This is a genomic window from Rhodoferax sp. U2-2l (assembly GCF_020594515.1).
In the GTDB taxonomy this organism is placed as follows: Bacteria; Pseudomonadota; Gammaproteobacteria; order Burkholderiales; family Burkholderiaceae_C; genus Rhodoferax.
On record NZ_JAJCTH010000010.1, the window covers coordinates 28396 to 46008 of the forward strand.

Annotated in this window: 11 protein-coding genes; 2 read left to right on the forward strand and 9 right to left on the reverse strand. The window is 64.8% G+C overall.

Annotation, left to right across the window (positions count from 1 at the left end):
- Window positions 1–276: 276 nt before the first annotated feature.
- From LHU53_RS10430 to LHU53_RS10445, 4 genes are all read right to left on the reverse strand, one after another.
- Window positions 277–720 carry a cyclic nucleotide-binding/CBS domain-containing protein gene (locus tag LHU53_RS10430; RefSeq protein ID WP_227332592.1) on the reverse strand — a complete coding sequence of 148 codons (444 nt, stop codon included), beginning with the start codon at window positions 718–720 and terminating at the stop codon, window positions 277–279.
- Window positions 721–783: 63 nt separating this feature from the next.
- A complete protein-coding gene (locus LHU53_RS10435) occupies window positions 784–1839 on the reverse strand; it encodes a 2-oxoacid:ferredoxin oxidoreductase subunit beta (RefSeq protein WP_227332593.1) in 1056 nt (351 codons plus the stop codon).
- Complete coding sequence (locus tag LHU53_RS10440) at window positions 1836–3650, reverse strand: 2-oxoacid:acceptor oxidoreductase subunit alpha (protein ID WP_227332594.1); 1815 nt, start codon at window positions 3648–3650, stop codon at window positions 1836–1838. Before LHU53_RS10440 ends, LHU53_RS10435 begins: the two co-directional genes overlap by 4 nt.
- Complete coding sequence (locus LHU53_RS10445) at window positions 3647–5479, reverse strand: FAD-dependent oxidoreductase (protein ID WP_227332595.1); 1833 nt, start codon at window positions 5477–5479, stop codon at window positions 3647–3649. Before LHU53_RS10445 ends, LHU53_RS10440 begins: the two co-directional genes overlap by 4 nt.
- 218 nt (window positions 5480–5697) lie before the next feature.
- Between LHU53_RS10445 and LHU53_RS10450 the strand changes: the two genes are divergently transcribed.
- Window positions 5698–6192 carry a hemerythrin domain-containing protein gene (locus LHU53_RS10450; protein ID WP_227332596.1) on the forward strand — a complete coding sequence of 165 codons (495 nt, stop codon included), beginning with the start codon at window positions 5698–5700 and terminating at the stop codon, window positions 6190–6192.
- Window positions 6193–6359: 167 nt separating this feature from the next.
- On the forward strand, window positions 6360–7997 hold the full coding sequence (locus LHU53_RS10455) for an NAD-dependent malic enzyme (protein WP_227332597.1): 1638 nt from the start codon (window positions 6360–6362) through the stop codon (window positions 7995–7997).
- Here LHU53_RS10455 and LHU53_RS10460 read toward each other — a convergent pair.
- The 5 genes from LHU53_RS10460 to LHU53_RS10480 all read right to left on the reverse strand — a co-directional run bounded on the left by LHU53_RS10460 (window position 7988) and on the right by LHU53_RS10480 (window position 17561).
- Window positions 7988–10606: a response regulator gene (locus LHU53_RS10460; RefSeq protein ID WP_227332598.1), complete on the reverse strand. Its 2619-nt coding sequence runs from the start codon at window positions 10604–10606 to the stop codon at window positions 7988–7990. The genes LHU53_RS10455 and LHU53_RS10460 overlap by 10 nt on opposite strands.
- Window positions 10607–10616: 10 nt before the next feature.
- Complete coding sequence (locus LHU53_RS10465) at window positions 10617–12755, reverse strand: GGDEF domain-containing response regulator (RefSeq protein ID WP_227332599.1); 2139 nt, start codon at window positions 12753–12755, stop codon at window positions 10617–10619.
- Window positions 12756–12778: 23 nt separating this feature from the next.
- Window positions 12779–15157: a hybrid sensor histidine kinase/response regulator gene (locus LHU53_RS10470; protein ID WP_227332600.1), complete on the reverse strand. Its 2379-nt coding sequence runs from the start codon at window positions 15155–15157 to the stop codon at window positions 12779–12781.
- Window positions 15154–16134 (reverse strand): substrate-binding domain-containing protein, encoded by a 981-nt coding sequence (locus LHU53_RS10475; protein ID WP_227332601.1) that lies wholly within the window; start codon window positions 16132–16134, stop codon window positions 15154–15156. Before LHU53_RS10475 ends, LHU53_RS10470 begins: the two co-directional genes overlap by 4 nt.
- A 152-nt stretch (window positions 16135–16286) precedes the next feature.
- A complete protein-coding gene (locus tag LHU53_RS10480; RefSeq protein WP_227332602.1) occupies window positions 16287–17561 on the reverse strand; it encodes an amidohydrolase family protein in 1275 nt (424 codons plus the stop codon).
- Between the last annotated feature and the right edge of the window lie 52 nt (window positions 17562–17613).

Here is a 17613-nt window from a genome sequence, read left to right on the forward strand (position 1 = left end):
TTGTTGCAACGCCATGCCGTACGTTTGTACTGTCTGCGGCTTCGCGCTTAGTTGCGTATCGATCTGGAAACGGAATCAGTTGGGGCGGACCCTGTGTCAGACGGGATGGTGCCCCGCCAGGTCTGGCGCACGCGGGGCCTGCCTGGCGCTTCTCGGCCAGAGTGTTCAAGGATGGGGAAGCAGTGTGCAGCCAGCCGGTGCGATCCCGGTGGCCGTGGGTGTGGCTGGCGTCCATGTCACCCGCCATCCGGGGCTTGGCATGACCCCCCGGGCTTGCTACCCCAGCGCGTCGTTCACCTGTTCGTGAAACTCCGCCAGATTCACGGCGGCGTTGACTTCACGCGGCAGGGCGTCGCGCACGCTGAACACGCCCAGAATCTTGTGGCTGTCGGCCATGACCACCGGCAGGTGCCGAAAGCCGCGTTCGATCATCATCAACACCGCGTCAGCCACCTTCATCTCGGGGTTGACGCAGTGGGGGCTGCGCGTCATCACTGTGGCGATCGGGGTCTGTTGCGGGTCCAGCGCCTTGGCCAGCACCCGGGTGATCATGTCGCGCTCGGTGACGATGCCCAGCATGGTGTTGCTCGCGTCGATCACCAGCACACTGCTGCTGTTGGTGCGCGTCATCACACACGCGGCGGCGTACACGGTGGCCGTTGGCAGCACACTGATGACATGGCGCTGCGCCATCGATTGAGAAACCGTGCGTTCGGACATGGAAGGCTCCTTTAACAGCGTAAGCGGTGGATTTTGAGAAGGTTGAATGCGGGTTGTGGGTTCTCAGCGTAAGGCCGCGTTGATCTTATCGAGCGCCTTCTGGCCCGGGTTGAGCTGGCGGGCGTTCAGCGTATTGAGCGGCGCAGCGGTGGTGTTGAGGGCGGTGTGCAGGTCGGTGGCCAGCGGGTCGATGTAGAGCAGGCCGGTCAAAATCTCACCTAAGGCCGCGTGGGTCTGCATGTAGCTCATGGCGGCGTAACGGTCGGTGGGGTCGTAGTCGGTGTGCAACTTGCGCAGGCGCAGCATCGTGCCGTCGTGCTGCTCCACTTCCACCAGCGAACCGGCGGGGTAGTCGGCGGTGATTTCCTTGCCGGGCACCATGAAGTCGATGCGGCTCACCGCCTCGTTGTGCTGGCGCACGTAGTCATAACTCTTGGTGCTGCCGCTGTGGTTGTTGAAGGTCACACAGGGGCTGATCACGTCGATGAACGCGGCGCCGCCGTGCTCCATGGCGCCCTTGATCAGCGGCACCAGCTGCGCCTTGTCGCCCGAGAAACTGCGTGCGACATACGTGGCACCCAGTTGCAGCGCAATGCCGACCAGGTCCACCGGGCTTTCGCTGTTGACCACACCCTTTTTGCTTTTGGAACCGCGGTCGGCCGTGGCCGAGAACTGGCCCTTGGTCAGGCCGTAGACACCGTTGTTTTCGACGATGTAGGCCATGCGCACACCGCGGCGCATGGCGTTGGCGAACTGGCCCAGGCCGATGGAGGCCGAGTCGCCGTCACCCGAGACGCCCAGGTACAACAACTCGCGGTTGGCTAGGTTGGCGCCGGTGAGCACACTGGGCATGCGCCCGTGCACCGTGTTGAAGCCGTGGGAGGCGCCCAGAAAGTAGTCCGGCGTCTTGGAGCTGCAGCCGATGCCGGATAGTTTGGCGACGCGATGCGGCTCGATGTCCAGGTCCCAGCAGGCCTGGATGATGGCGGCCGAAATCGAGTCGTGGCCGCAACCCGCGCACAGGGTCGAAATCCGCCCCTCGTAGTCGCGCCGGGTGTAGCCGACCTTGTTGGTGTGCAGCGTGGGGTGATGCAACCGGGGTTTGGCGATAAAAGTCATACAGCCTCCTTGGCCACGCTGTTGTGGATGGTGCGGATGATGAAACGTGCGGTGATCGGCGTGCCGTCGTAATGCAGCACCCGGATCAGTTTGGCCGGGTTGATCTCCAGCTCGTTGATCAGCAGGGTGCGCATCTGGCCGTCGCGGTTCTGCTCGGCCACAAACACCTTGTCGTGCGCGGCAATGAATTGGGACACCGACTCGGGGAACGGAAAAGCACACAGCCGCATGGCGTCCACATGCACGCCGTTGCGGTCCAGCACGTCCAGCGCTTCACGCATGGCCGGGCTGGTGGAGCCGTAATAGATCACCCCCAGCTTGGTGGGCTGCTGCGCCGGGCGAAACACCGGTTGCGGCACCAACGTGGTCGCGGTGATGAACTTGCGCAGCAGGCGCTCCATGTTGTAGATGTAGTCGGCCCCGGCCTCGGAGTACATGGCCTGCGGGTTGCGCGAGGTGCCGCGGGTGAAGAACGCGCCCTTGGTCGGATGCGTGCCGGGCAGGGTGCGCCAGGGGATGCCGTCGCCGTCCACATCGCGGTAGCGGCCAAAGGGTTTGCCCGCTTCCAGCTCTTCGGCGGTCATGATTTTGCCGCGGTCGTATTCCTTGGCGTCGTCCCAGACAAAGGGTTTGCACAGGCGCTGGTTCATGCCGATGTCCAGATCGGTCATGACAAAAATCGGGGTCTGCAGGCGCTCGGCCAGGTCCAGCGCCGCCGCGCAGTGGGTGAAACACTCGTGCGGGTCTTGCGGGAACAACAACACATGTTTGGTGTCGCCGTGTGACGCGTAGGCGCAAGAGAGCAGGTCAGACTGCTGGGTGCGGGTCGGCATGCCGGTACTCGGCCCGCCGCGCTGCACGTTGATGATGGTCACCGGAATCTCGGCAAAGTAGGCCAGGCCGATGAACTCGGTCATCAGCGACACGCCGGGGCCGGAGGTGGCGGTAAACGCCCGGGCGCCGTTCCAGCCGGCGCCAATCGCCATGCCAATCGAGGCCAGTTCGTCTTCGGCCTGCACGATGGCGTATTTGTGCTGGCCGGTGGCCGGGTCCACACGGAACTTGTCGCAATACTTCTGGAATGCCTCGGGAATCGAGGTGGACGGGGTGATCGGGTACCAGGCGGCCACGGTGGCACCGCCATACACCAGCCCCAGCCCGGCGGCGCTGTTGCCGTCGGTGAAGATCTGGTCACCCACGTTGTCGGCGCGTTGCACCCGAATGCCCAGTGGGTAAGCCATGTGCTCTTTGACGTAGTCACGCCCCAAGTGCAGCGCCTGCACGTTGGACTCCAGCAGCCGCTCCTTGCCTTTGTACTGCTCGGCAAACAGTTTTTCGAACACCTCGGCTTCCACGTCCAGCAGCACCGACAGGGCGCCGACGTAAATGATGTTTTTGAACAGCTGGCGCTGGCGCGGCTCGGTGTAGGCGGCGTTGGCGATGTCGGTCAGCGGGATGCCCATGGTAAACACGTCGTCGCGGAACTTGGCGGCGGGCATGGGCCGGGTGCTGTCGTAAAACAGGTAGCCACCCGACTCGATCTCGGCCACGTCGGCGTCCCAGGTTTGCGGGTTCATGGCGACCATCATGTCAACGCCGCCGCGCCGGCCGTGGTAACCCTTTTCACACACCCGGGCTTCGTACCAGGTGGGCATGCCCTGGATGTTGCTCGGGAAGATGTTGCGCGGGCTCACCGGCACGCCCATGCGCATCACCGCCTTGGCAAACAGCTCGTTGGCGCTGGCCGAGCCCGAGCCATTGACGTTGGCGAACTTGATCACAAAGTCGTTGACGGCTTCGATGCGTTTCATGCGATCTCCTTGGCGGCGCTGGCGGGCTGGGTGTCTCGGCAGCGTGGCCCGGCCTGCGTGGTGTTCAGCAAAAATTTCTGCATGTCCCAGGCGCCGGTGGGGCAGCGTTCGGCGCACAGGCCGCAGTGCAGGCAGACGTCTTCGTCCTTGACCATGATGCGCCCGGTTTTGAGTTCGGCCGACACGTACAGGTCTTGCGACGTGTTGGTGGCCGGTGCTTTGAGCCGGGTGCGCAGCTCGGCTTCTTCCCCGTTGGCGGTGAAGGTGATGCAGTCCATCGGGCAGATGTCGACACAGGCGTCGCATTCGATGCAGGTGCCCCGGTTGAACACCGTCTGCACATCACAGTTCAGGCAGCGGCTGGCTTCCTTGAAGGCGGTGGCGGCATCAAACCCCAGTTCCACCTCGACCCGGATGCTGGCCAGCGCTTTCTCGGCAGGCGCCCAGGGCACCACAAAACGCATGTCGTTGGAGACGTCGTTGCGGTAGCTCCACTCGTGGATGCCCATCTTTTGCGACATCAGGTGCGTCATGGGCGGCGGTCGGCGGTTGACATCTTCGCCATTCAGCAGCCGGTCAATCGACACCGCCGCCTCATGCCCATGCGCCACGGCGGTGATGATGTTTTTCGGGCCGAAAGCGGCGTCACCACCAAAAAAGACGTTCGGCACGGTGGACTGGAAGGTGCCCTCACCCAGCACCGGCAGGCCCCATTTGTCAAAGGCGATGCCGCAGTCGCGCTCGATCCACGGGAAAGCGTTTTCCTGGCCGATGGCCACCAGCACCGTGTCGCATGCCAGATGGACGTCGGGCTCGCCGGTCGGGATCAGGCTGCGCCGACCCTTGGCGTCGTATTCGGCGCGGACGATCTCGAACGTCATGCCGGTGAGTTTGCCGTTCACATGCTCCACCGATTTGGGTACGTGGTAATTCAGGATCGGAATGCCTTCATGCTGGGCGTCTTCCTTTTCCCAGGGCGAGGCTTTCATTTCCTCAAAGCCGCTGCGCACCACCACTTTCACGTCTTTGCCACCCAGGCGCCGCGCCGAGCGGCAGCAGTCCATGGCGGTGTTGCCGCCGCCCAGCACAATCACGCGCTCGGCCACGCTCTTGATGTGGCCAAACGACACGTTGGCCAGCCAGTCAATGCCGATATGGATGTGCGCCGCGGCTTCCAGGCGGCCGGGCACGTCCAGCTCGCGCCCGCGTGGGGCACCGCAGCCCACAAACACGGCGTCATAGTTTTCGGCCAGCAGCGCCTGCATCGAGTCCACCCGCTGGTTGCTGCGGAACTTGACGCCCATGTCCAGGATGTAGCCAGTTTCCTCATCAATCACCTCTTCGGGCAGACGAAAGCGCGGGATCTGGGAGCGGATGAAGCCGCCGGCCTTGGCTTCGCCTTCAAAAATGGTGATCTCGTAGCCCAGCGGCGCCAGGTCACGCGCCACCGTGAGAGACGCGGGCCCGGCGCCCACGCAGGCAATCCGTTTGCCGTTGGCGGGGGCGATGGCGGGCATACGCGCTGACACATCGTCCTTGTAGTCTGCGGCCACACGTTTGAGGCGGCAAATGGCCACCGCTTCGGGTCGGGTGCCATTGTTTTCCTCGACGCGGCTGCGTCGGCAGGCGGGCTCGCAGGGGCGGTCGCAAACGCGGCCTAAAACACCCGGAAACACGTTGGACACCCAGTTGACCATGTAGGCGTCGCTGTAGCGGCCTTGTCCGATCAGGCGGATGTATTCGGGCACGGGGGTGTGGGCCGGGCAGGCCCATTGGCAGTCCACGACCTTGTGAAAATAGGCCGGGTTGGCGGTGTGGGTGGCTTGCAAAGTTGTCTCCTTGCCCCGCTTGCAGGCGGTGGGTGCCAGAGCGGGTGCCGATGATGGTACGCCAAGCGCTGTTGCCTGGGTTGGCGGGGGATGGCGAATTGCAGAAAACATGACGTAAATCAAATGACATCCCGGCGTCAAATCAGCGAAACTAGGTCGTCGTTGCCGCTACAGTCGCACTAAACGTCTCAATCTTGATATCTCAAAAGGAGTAAGTGATGAAGCCAGTGTCCCAACCCGATCGTTTTCAAGCCCTGGACGAGTGCCACCAGCAAATCCATGAACACCTGGCGGCGCTGACGGATGTGCTGGAGAAGCTGCAGTCGGGTGCTGACGAGAGTCAGTACCGTGACCAGATGCGGGTGATCGAGGCATTTTTCACTGGCAACGCGCTGCAGCACCACTTGGACGAAGAGAAAAATGTGTTCCCCAAACTGCTGGCCAGCGACAACGCCGAGCTGGTGCAGGCGGTGCGCACCCTGCAGCAAGACCACGGCTGGATTGAGCAGAACTGGCGCGAACTCTCGCCCATGCTGCGGGCCATTTCCGAGGGGGAATCCGGGGTCGATCTGACCGAGTTGCAGCACAACGTGGAGGTGTTCCTGGCGCTGCTGCACGACCACATCGTGCTCGAAGAAACGCTGATTTATCCCGAAGCCAAGGGCCAATTTGCCGTTGAGCTGGCGGCCCGCAAGCAGCGTCTGGCCAGCTGATCCAAGAAAAACCGTGTCTTTGGCCCTGATGGATCAAGGGCCGGCAGCCAGCCACGGCTGAGCCATCCCCAAGGCTGCCAAAGAGCGGCCAGCGCCCCTCACCGCAGGCGGACGATTCGCCTGTCGGCCATGACAGATGCATCCATCAATCCCCGAGGACGACACCCATGAAGATCCACCCCCACACCCTCCCGCATGGCATGGCCCTGCTGCAAAACCCGCTGCTGAACAAAGGCACGGCGTTCACCGAGATGGAGCGCGATGTGTTGGGGCTGCGTGGCCTGTTGCCCCCGCATGTGCAGACCCAGGACGAGCAAGTGGCGCGTTTTCTGGAAAACATGCGCCGCCTGCCGGACCCGATCGACAAATTCATGGCGCTCAGCGGTTTGCATGACCGCAACGAGGCGCTGTTTTTCCGGGTGGTGTGTGACAACCTCGACGAGATCATGCCGCTGATCTACACCCCCACCGTGGGGCTGGCCTGCCAGCGCTTCGGGCACATTTTTCAGCGCCACCGGGGCATGTTCATCAGCATCCATGACCGGGGCCGTGTGGCCGACATCCTGAAAAACTGGCCCAACAAGGCCGACATCATCGTGGTCACCGATGGTGAACGCATTCTGGGTCTGGGTGACCTGGGTGCCAACGGCATGGGCATCCCGGTGGGCAAACTGTCGCTCTACACCGCCTGCGCCGGCATTGACCCGGCCATCTGCCTGCCGGTCACACTCGATGTGGGCACCAACAACGAAACCCTGTTGGCCGACCCGTACTATGTGGGCCTGCGCCGCCGCCGTGTCACCGGCGCGGCCTATGACGAACTGGTGGACGAGTTCATCACCGCCGCGCGCGAGGTGTTCCCCAATGTGATCATCCAGTTCGAGGACTTTGCCAACCACAACGCCTTCCGGCTGCTGGAAAAATACCGCGACAAGATTTGCACCTTCAACGACGACATCCAGGGCACCGCCGCAGTGGCCCTGGCAGCGGTGCTGTCGGCACTGCGCGTCAAGGGCACCCAGCTGGCGGACGAAAAATTCCTGTTTCTGGGCGCAGGCGAGGCGGCCACCGGCATTGCCGACCTGTTGGTGGCGGCCATGGTGGCGCAAGGCGTGGCGCCCGAGCTGGCGCGCCAGCGCTGCTGGCTGGTGGACTCCAAAGGCCTGGTGGTGGCATCGCGCACCGGCCTGGCACAGCAAAAACTGCCCTACGCTCACCCGCATCCCGAGGTCGCCAGTTTCCAGGGTGCCTTGCACGCCCTGCAACCCACCGCCATCATTGGTGTGGCGGCGGTCGGTGGCGCCTTCACCACCGAGGTGCTGCAGGCCATGGCCGCCCTCAACGCCCAGCCGATCGTGTTTGCCCTGTCCAACCCGACGTCCAAAGCCGAATGCACCGCCGAAGAGGCCTACCAAGCCACCGAGGGGCGCGCGCTGTTTGCCTGCGGCAGCCCGTTTGCGCCGGTGCAGTACAACGGCACAACGCTGGTGCCACGCCAGGGCAACAACTCCTACATCTTCCCCGGGCTGGGGCTGGGGGCCATCGCCTGTGGGGCCAGACACATCACCGACGAGATGTTCTTGGCCGCGGCGCAAACGCTGGCTGCCTACGTGACACCAGAGGATTTGCAACAGGGCAGCCTGCTGCCCCCGCTGACGAGTGTGCGCGAGGTGTCGGTGCACATCGCCGTGGCCGTGGCCGAGGTGATTTTCGAGCGTGGCCTGGCCACACGGTCACGCCCGGAGAGCCTGCTGGACCTGGTGCGCGGGCACGTGTACGACCCGCGCTACACCTCCTACGTTTGACGGTAGGGGCCAGCCAGCTGCTGCAGCTGGTTGGCGGCTTCCTGGAAGCGCAGCGTTTTCACCAGATCGGCTACCTCCGCCAGCGGGGCGCTCAGCGCGGTGTTGGCGGCCAGCGCCTGCAGTGTCTCGAAGTGGGCGATGGCGTCAAATTTGTTCAGTGCCAGCAAGGGCATCAGCTGCGCCAGCGCGGCCTCGAAACGCGGCCAGTCCAGCGGCTGCAGCGTGGCCTCAGGCGTTGGCAGGGCGCCGGGGCCAGCTGACGGGGGCAACCATTTTTGGAGTGCCGCACCCAGTGCCGTGATGGCGATGGGTTTGGGCAGAAAGTCGTCCATGCCACTGGCCAGGCAACGCTGGCGGTCTTCTTCAAAGGCGTCAGCCGTCAGCGCGATGATGGGTGTGCGTGCCAGCCCGTGGGCGGTTTCCCAGTGGCGCAGCGCGCTGGTGGCGGCGTAACCGTCCATCACCGGCATCTGCACATCCATCAGGATGGCATCGGGCCGATGACCCCCGCAGACGTGGTCCAGCGCCTGTTGGCCGTCGTTGGCCAGCGTCACCGCCAGGCCGAGTTGCGTCAGCATCCCCTCAATCACCATCCGGTTGACGGCATTGTCTTCCACCACCAGCACGCGGCCGCTGAGCGGGCTGGCACTTGGGGTGGCCGGACGGGCCGTGTCCAGCGGGCCTGCAGGCGCCAGGGCGGTGCTGGGGGCGCTGGCCAGGCGCTGCAGGCGCACCCGGAACCAGAACCGTGAGCCCGCGCCGGGCACGCTCTGCACGCCGGTGTCACCGCCCAGCAATTTGGCCAGGCTGTGCACGATCGACAGCCCCAGCCCGCTGCCGCCAAACTGGCGCGTGGTCGTGCTGTCGGCCTGCGAAAACGGGATGAACAACAGCGCCAGCTTGTCGGCGGCGATGCCCACGCCGGTATCCGTCACGGCAAACTCGACCACCGCGCCCTGGTCGTCGTGGTCCACCTCGCGGGCTTCGATGTGGATGTGTCCCCGGTGGGTGAACTTGATGGCGTTGCCCACCAGGTTGTTGAGCATCTGGCGCAGGCGATGGAGATCGCTGCGGTAGCGCCGGTCCGGCGGGCCGTGCCAGGCCACCTCCAAAACCAGCCCCTTGTTTCGGGCTGCGCCGGCAAACAGCGCCCGCGATTCGGCCAGCAGCGCTTGCGGGTCCACTTCGGTCAGGTCGAGCTGGAACTTGCCCGCTTCGATTTTGGACAGGTCCAGAATGTCGTTGAGCAAGCTCAAGAGCGACTGGCCGGAACTGAGCACGGTGTGGGCATAGTCCAGCCGGTCATGCTCACTGAGCTGGGGTGCCAGCAGTAACTGCGCCATGCCCAGAATGCCGTTCATCGGGGTGCGGATCTCGTGGCTCATCACCGCCAGAAAGCGGCTTTTGGCCAGGTTGGCCGCTTGCGCTTCCTCGGTGGCACGCACCAGGTCGGTGATGTCGACGCGAAAACCCACATTGCCGCCATCGGGCAGTTGGCGCTCGATGATGCGCAGCACCTGCCCGTCGTCCAGATGTTGTGTCAAGGTGCTGTCGGCGCGCCGGTGCTGCGCCAGGCGCTCGGCCACCCAGGCGTCTTCGCGACCCAAGGCCTGCGCGTATTGGCCGCGCCGCGCCCCTTCGCGGATGATGTCTTCAAAACGGGCGCCCGGCACGATCAGATCGGCGCAGGTGGCGTACGACTCGCGGTATTTGTCGTTGCAGAACACCATGCGGTCATCGGCATCAAAGAGCACAAAGGCCTCGTCAATCGCCTCGATGGCGGTGCGCAGCAACTGGGTGCTGTGCAGCAGCTGCGCCTCGGCGAGTTTGCGCTCGCTGATGTCGATCATCACGCCGATGTACTGGACGATGCGACCCTGCGGGTTGCGGCACGGCTTGATCGACTCCCAGGCGGTGTAGTCGTGGCCGTCCTTGTGGCGGTTGGTGCGCTCACCCTGCCAGGCGCCTCGGGTCAGGATCTCGCGCCACAAGCTGCTGTAGGACTCGGCCTGGTGGGCCGCTGAGAGCAGCACGCGCGGATGCTGGCCGATCAGCTCTTGCGCGCTGTAGCCGCTGATGCGGCTGAGTGCCGGGTTGACATCCACAATGATGCCGCTGGGGTTGGTGATCATGATGCCCTCGTGGGCGTGGGTGAACACCGCCGTGGCCAGGCGTGCTTCGCGGTCGCGCTCGTAGCGCAACATGGCATAACGCACCGCCTTGCGCAGCGCGGCGCCACTGCCCCCCTTGACCAGGTAGTCCTCGGCGCCCGACTCGATCACGGCGCGGTTGGCGGCCTCGTCGTCCAGTGCGGTGAGCACCACGATCGGCGCATCCACCAGCGCCCGGCAGCGCTCCACCCCGGCCACGCCGGTCGAGTCCGACAGGTGCAGGTTCAGCAGCACCACATCGGGGAGGAAGCCATGGGTGCCTGACAGCGCCTGCACCTGCGCCAGGTTACGCACCCACTGCACCTCAAACACCTCGCTGTGGCTGCCCTGCAGTTGCTGGCTGATCAGGCGCGCATCGTCAGCGGCGGGCTCCACCAGCAGCACCCGTTTGTGGCGCAGCGGCTCTGGCGCCGCTGGCGGGTGAGGCGAATCGGTCATGCCATCCCTGTCAATGGACCCAGGCCGGGTCGGGGCGCCACTGCGCCACCCAGTCGGGCACGGCGGCAGCCGGCATGGGCCGGGCAATGCCGTACCCCTGTGCCAGGTCGCAGCCCATCTCCAGCAGGCGCGTGCCGTGGGCGATGGTTTCCACCCCTTCGGCAATCACCTCGCGGCGAAACGCGCGGGCCAGCCCGATCACCGCTTCCAGAATCGCCAGGTCGTCCGCGTCAACGAGCATGTCGCGCACAAAACTCTGGTCCATCTTGAGCAGCGACACCGGCAGGCGCTTCAGGTAAGTGAGGGACGAATAACCGGTGCCAAAGTCGTCCAGCGCAAAGTCCACGCCCAGGTCTTTGCACTGGGCAATCACCAGCGACACCCCGGCCAGGTCTTGCAGGGCGCTGGTTTCCAGCACCTCGATGGACAGGTCACCGCGCTGGATGTCGGGGTGGGCGGCCAGGGTGGCGCTCAGCCGGGTGACAAAGTTGCTCTGCTGCAACTGGCGTGCGCCCACGTTCACACTCACCGGGAGCCTCAGCCCCTGGCTGCGCCATTGGCTGATCTGCCGCAGGGCGGTCGCCATCACCCACTCGCCCACCTCGTTGGCCAACGGGCTGTCTTCAATCAGCGGCAAAAAGCTCGCCGGGGGCAGCAGGCCTTTGTCGGGATGCTGCCAGCGGATCAGCGCCTCCACCCCCGTCACCGTGCCGGTGCGCATGTTCACCTGGGGTTGGTAATACAACACCAGCTCGTTGGCGTGCAGCGCCTGGCGGATACGCTCCAGGCTTTCGTGGCGGCTGCGCAGGCCGCTGTCATGCTGGGTATCAAAGACCTGAAAGCGGTTTTTGCCGGCCAGTTTGGCCTGGTACATGGCCTGATCGGCCTGGCGCAGCAGCTGGTCAGCCTCCACCTCGGTGTCCTGCGGGAAAAAGGTGACGCCCATGCTGGCCGAGACCTGGAGCTCCAGCCCACCAAACAGGGTCGGCTGGGACGCGGCTTCCAGCAGGCGAGCCAGCATCGGGACACTCACCGCCGTGTTGTCCAGGTCCGCCAGCACGGCGACAAACTCATCACCACCCAGCCTGGCCAGCGTGTCGCCTTCGCGCAGCGATTTTTTCATGTTGCGGGACACGGCCATCAGCAACTGGTCGCCCGCCTCATGGCCGTAGCGGTCGTTGACCAGCTTGAAGCCATCCAGATCCAGAAACACCACCGCCAGCAAACGCCCGTGGCGCTCGGCCTGGAGCATGCCCTGTTGCAGGCGATCGGCCAGCAGCACCCGGTTGGGCAGGCCGGTCAGCACGTCGTAGTGCGCCATGTGGCTGAGTTCGGTCTCGTGCTCTTTGAGGGCGGTGATGTCAGAGAACACGGCCACATAGTTTTGGGCCTGGCCGCTCTCATCACACACCGTGGTGATGGTGAGCATCTCGGCATACACCTGGCCGCTTTTGCGCCGGTTCCAGATTTCGCCATACCAGTGGCCTTTGCTCAGCAACTCCTGCCACATCGTCTCGTAAAACGCTTTGCCCTGCAGGCCGGAGCGCAGAAAACGCGGGTTCTGGCCCAGCACCTCCTGGCGCCCATAGCCGGTGATGCGGGAAAACGCATCGTTGACATCGACGATGGTGCCGGTGGTGTCGGTGATGACGATGCCTTCGCGCGCTGTGGTGAACACGCCCGCAGCGAGCTTGAGTTGGTTGGCACTGGCCTGGCGCTCGGCCAGTTCCTGGGTGAGTTGGTCGCGCTGCAGCGCCACCTGTTTGCGCAGGCGCTCGTGTTCGAGCAGGTTGCGGATGCGCTGGCGTGCGGTGTCGACCTGGATCGGTTTGGTGATGTAGTCCCAGGCGCCCAGCGCCAGCCCCTTGAGCTCAAATTCCTGTTCATGCAGGGCGGTGACGAACACCACCGGAATGTCTGCCAGCGCGGGTTCGGCCTTGAGCCGGCGGCAGGTCTCGAAACCGTCGATGCCGGGCATCATGATGTCCAGCAGGATCAGATCAGGCGGGTTTTGCCGCGCCAGCTCCAGGCCCATTTCACCCGAGGTGGCCATCTGCAGGTCAAAGTCGTGTTTGAGGGTGGCGCCCAGCGTCAACAAATTGACGGGGGTGTCGTCAATGGCCAGGATGGTGGGTTTGGCGGCGGTCATGTCTCGGCGAAGGCGGGGTGAAATTATGCGCTTTGGGGCAGCCAGGGTTGCAACGCGGCACGCAGCGCCTGCAGGGCAATCGGCTTGGTCAGAAAGTGGTCCATGCCGATCGTCAGGCAGCGCTGGCGGTCTTCGTCAAAGGCATCGGCGGTCAGCGCAAGGATGGGTGTGCGTGGGCTGGCGCTGTCCGCTTCCCACTGGCGAATGGCGGCGGTGGCGGCATAACCGTCCATCACCGGCATCTGCAAATCCATCAGGATCACGGCAAATCGCCCGCCCGTCTGCACCCGCGTCAGCGCCTGCTGTCCGTCGTGCACGGTCTCTACCGCCAGCCCCATCTGGGCCAGCAGGCCTTGCACCACCAGGCAGTTCACCACGTTGTCTTCCACCACCAGCACCGGCAGGGCGGGCAGGGCAGCGCTGGCGGGCGCAGCGGGCGGTGTCAGATTGGCTGGCGTGGGGCTCACCGGTGCGGGTTCAGGCTGCGTGGGTGGCAGGGTGGGGGCATCGGGCAGCAGAGCGGCGTTCACCCGCAACCAGAAGCGCGAGCCCTGGCCCGGGTGACTGTCCACGCCAACCTCGCCACCGAGCAGCTGGGCCAGGCTGCTGACGATGGACAGCCCCAAGCCACTGCCACCAAACTGCCGGGTGGTGGAACTGTCGGCCTGCGAAAACGGCTTGAACAGCAGGGGCAACTTGTCTGGCGCGATGCCCACACCGGTGTCGCTGACGACAAACTCCAGCACCGCGCGCTGGCCGTCTTGCGAGATCTCGCGGGCCGTGACCTCAATCTGCCCGCGGCGGGTGAACTTGACGGCATTGCCCACCAGGTTGGCCAGCATCTGGCGCAGCCGGTGGCTGTCGCATTGGTAGCGCCGCGCGGGCGGGCCTTGCCAGCTGCAAGCCAGTGCCAGCGACTTGTTTTTGGCCGCGCCGGCAAACAGCGCCTGGATGTCGGTCAGCAGAGCGCTCGGGTCCAGCTCGGTCAGGTCGAGCTGGAACTTGCCCGCCTCGATCTTGGACAGGTCCAGGATGTCGTTGAGCAGGCTTAAGAGCGACTGGCCCGAGCTGAGCACGGTGCGCGCATAGTCCAGGCGCTGGCTGTCGGTGAGCTGGGGGCTCATCAGCAACTGCGCCATGCCCAGGATGCCGTTCATGGGGGTGCGGATCTCGTGGCTCATGGTGGCCAGGAAGCGGCTCTTGGCCACGTTGGCGGCCTCGGCCTCGTTTTTGGCCAGGCGCAGCTCTTGCGAAGCCGCAGCCTGCGCTTGCAAGGCCAGCAGGTGACTGTTGTAGCCTTGGATCAATTGGGTAATTTCTTCAGGCACGTTGTCCACCGGCAGCGGTTTGGGCGTCGCGGACTGGCTGGCAATCTGGCCAAAACCCGTCGACACCGCGCGGATCGGCGTGACGATGGTGCGGGCAAAGGCCCAAGCCAGCGTCAGCACCGCCAGCAACGCCAGCAGCACCAGGCCAAAGGTGAACACGGCCAACTGGTTGACTTGCTGGGTCAGTGGGGCACGCGGCTTGATCATGACCAGCAGACCTTGCTGGCCTGAGGCGGGCAAAACGTGCATCAGCACCTCTTGCCCGTTGAGGGTGAGCCGGGTCACCGGGGTGGGCGCGCGCATCAGCGCCAGCAGCTCGGGCTGCACCGGCTGGCCGAACTGGCCGGGGTCGGAGTGCAGGGTGATGTTGCCCTGCCGGTCCACCCCCATGAGCTGGCTGCCCGGCTCCAGCGGCATGCTTTGCAGAAAGCTGTTCATGATGTCGTTGTTGAGGCTGATCACCACCACCCCCACCACCTCGGATTTGCCGGTGAGGGGGGAGAAGTGCTGGATGCCCCGTGTCACGCCGACGACCTTTTTCTGGTCAGAGTGGAGGTTGAGGTTGTCCATCGCGCCGCGCCACAGCGCCGGGGTGTTGGCGGCACTGGCTTCCTGCAGCAAGGTGTCCACCGCCTGGGGGCCGATCAGGCTGGCTTCCAGTGTCTCGCCCACCTGGTAGCGCGCGCCGCCGCGTGAGAACACGTTGAGCGACACCAGTCCCTGGGCGCGCACATAACTGTTCAGGATGTAGCCGATGCGGGCGCGCAGGTCCAGCGCATCAAAGGTGTCGGCCGATTGTTCGTCAGCGCGGCGCAGCGCCTGCCCGATCTCGGCGTTGCCGGCCACGCTGGCCGCCAGGTCTTCGATCTGGCCCTGGTACAGCTTCAGGTACGAGGCAAAACTGGCCAGCAGCCGGGTGTTGTCGGCCTCGGCCTGGCTGATGACGATGCGCTTGGAGGTCTCGAACGCCACCACGCCGAGCAATATCACCGGCAGCACCCCTGCTGCCAGCAGGTAGCCCAGCAGCTTGGCCGTGATGCTGGCGCGTTTTTTCACGCTGGGTTGCGCGGTCAAGGCAGCGTGGCAGCGGTGATCAAGCGGGTGTCGATGAGGGTCACCGACGGCACCGCGCTGCCCTGCGCCAGCCGCAAGGCCAGGGCCACGCCCTGGTAGCCCTGTTCACCGGCCTGCTGGTCCACCGTGGCGGCCAGGCGTTGGCTGCGGATCTCGGCCAGCGCCTCGTCAAGCGCATCAAAACCGGCCACCTTGACGCCCTTGCGGCGGCTTTCCTGCAGGTATTTCAGGGCGCCGATGGCCATCACGTCGTTGGACGCCACCAGCAGCTTGATGCGCGGGTGCTGTTTGAACAGTTGCCGGGTCACGGCGTAGGCCTCGTCAATTTTCCAGTTGGCGGTTTCCGAGGCCACCAGTCGGATGTTGGGGTTTTGCGCCAGGCCGCGGCGGGCCCCGGCGGCGCGCTGTTTGGCGTTGTCGGCGCTGCGGATGCCCTCCAGAATGGCAGCCTCGGTCGGCACGGTGATGCCCTGGGCCAGGAACTGGCCGACCTTGAACGCACCAGCCTCGTTGTCCACACTGACGAAGGGCACCGGCGCCAGGCCGGCCTGCTGCACCGCTTCGGGGTCCAGCCGGTTGTCGATGTTGACGATGCGGATGCCTGCGTCATGCGCTTTTTTGAGGGCTGGCACCAGCCGCTGCGAGTCGCCCGGGGCGATGACGATGGCGTCGACCTTGGCGGCAATCAGGTCTTCGACCAGCTGGATCTGCTGCTCGATGGAGGTTTCCTGGGCCGCGGTCTTGACGGTGAGGTTGACGCCGAGGTCTTTTTCAGCCCGCCGGGCGCCTTTTTCCATCTCGACAAAAAACGGGTTGGTCAGGGTTTTCATGACCAGCCCGATCTCTTTTTTGACCACCGGCGCGGGAGCGGGTGCCACCGGCTCGGGCGGTGTGTTGATGCTGGGGCCGGCGGATGGGCCACAACCCGCCAATCCCAGACTCAGGGCCGCGGTCAGTACCAATTGAAATAGATGCATCGACTTATTTTAGGAACTATGTCTGGGCCAACGACAGCCGCGCACGCACTATAAATGAAGCCAAGTCGCGGCTCGGACCCGTGCTGGCACCCAGCCGCAGCGCAGGGAGGCGCCCTGATCAAGTCTGGGGTGAGGTCGGGTCGGCGCCCACTTCAGCGGCTGATCCAGCTGGTTTGCCCGGGCCGCCCCGGCAGGTGCAACTGCGCGGCCACCGGGGCCGTCTCGGCCAGCAGCTGGCCGCGCCGCCACACCTTGAGCCGGGTGGCGCGCAGGCGCAGCGCTTCCACCGGGTTGCGGGCTTGCAGCAGCACCAGATCGGCGTGGCAGCCGGGGGCAATGCCATAACCCTCCAGCCCCATGACCTGGGCCGCGTTCACCGTGACCGCGTCAAAACACTGGCGCATGGCGGTCTGGCTGGTCATTTGCGCCACGTGCAGGCCCATGTGGGCGACTTCGAGCATGTCGCCACTGCCCAAGGAATACCACGGGTCCATCACGCAGTCGTGGCCAAACGCCACGTTGATGCCGGCCGCCAGCAGCTCGGGCACGCGGGTCAAACCACGGCGCTTGGGGTAGCTGTCAAAGCGGCCTTGCAAGGTGATGTTGATCAGCGGGTTGGCCACCGCGTGAAGCTGGCTCTCGGCCATCAGCGCGATGAGTTTGGAAACAAAATAGTTGTCCATGCTGTGCATGGAGGTCAGGTGCGAGCCGGTCACGCGGCCTCTCAATCCCAGGCGCTGGGTTTCAAAGGCCAGGGTTTCCACATGGCGTGACAGCGGGTCGTCCGACTCGTCGCAGTGCATGTCCACCCGCAGGCCGCGCTCGGCGGCGATCTCGCACAGCAGCTTGACGCTCTGTGTGCCCTGTTCGTAGGTCCGCTCAAAGTGCGGGATGCCACCCACCACATCCACCCCTTTGTCCAGGGCACGCTTGAGGTTCGCCAGGGCGGTGGGTGCGCGCAACACACCGTCCTGCGGGAAGGCCACCAGCTGCAGATCAAGGTACGGCGCCACCTGTTGTTTGACTTGCAGCAGCGCATCCACCGCCAGCAGGCGGTCGTCGCACACGTCCACATGGGTGCGAATCGCCAGCAGGCCTTTGGCCACGGCCCAGTCGCAGTAGGCCAGGGCGCGCTCAATCAGCGCCTCAGCCGTCAGCAGCGGTTTGAGTTCGCCCCACAGTGCAATGCCCTCCAACAGCGTGCCGCTTTGGTTGATGCGCGGCAGGCCGTAACTCAGCGTGGCGTCCATGTGGAAGTGCGGATCGACAAAGGGCGGGCTCAGCAACTGGCCCTGCGCATCCAGCGCCTGGTGCGCGGGCGCCTGCAGACCGGCGCTCACTTCGACGATGGTGCCGTTTTGCACGGCGACCGACATGGCGGTGCGCCCGTCGGGCAGGGTGGCGTTGTGAATCAGCAGGTCAAGCATGGTGATGTGGGGTCAGGTGGTGATGTCAAAAAAGGCAGCAGGGCGTCATTTC

Excerpts from the sequence above, each read along its gene's own strand:
- LHU53_RS10430 (WP_227332592.1), bottom strand. The coding sequence starts at position 720 with ATGTCCGAACGCACGGTTTCTCAATCGATGGCGCAGCGCCATGTCATC.
- LHU53_RS10435 (WP_227332593.1), bottom strand. The coding sequence starts at position 1,839 with ATGACTTTTATCGCCAAACCCCGGTTGCATCACCCCACGCTGCACACC.
- LHU53_RS10440 (WP_227332594.1), bottom strand. The coding sequence starts at position 3,650 with ATGAAACGCATCGAAGCCGTCAACGACTTTGTGATCAAGTTCGCCAAC.
- LHU53_RS10450 (WP_227332596.1), top strand. The coding sequence starts at position 5,698 with ATGAAGCCAGTGTCCCAACCCGATCGTTTTCAAGCCCTGGACGAGTGC.
- LHU53_RS10455 (WP_227332597.1), top strand. The coding sequence starts at position 6,360 with ATGAAGATCCACCCCCACACCCTCCCGCATGGCATGGCCCTGCTGCAA.
- LHU53_RS10460 (WP_227332598.1), bottom strand. The coding sequence starts at position 10,606 with ATGACCGATTCGCCTCACCCGCCAGCGGCGCCAGAGCCGCTGCGCCAC.
- LHU53_RS10465 (WP_227332599.1), bottom strand. The coding sequence starts at position 12,755 with ATGACCGCCGCCAAACCCACCATCCTGGCCATTGACGACACCCCCGTC.
- LHU53_RS10475 (WP_227332601.1), bottom strand. The coding sequence starts at position 16,134 with ATGCATCTATTTCAATTGGTACTGACCGCGGCCCTGAGTCTGGGATTG.
- LHU53_RS10480 (WP_227332602.1), bottom strand. The coding sequence starts at position 17,561 with ATGCTTGACCTGCTGATTCACAACGCCACCCTGCCCGACGGGCGCACC.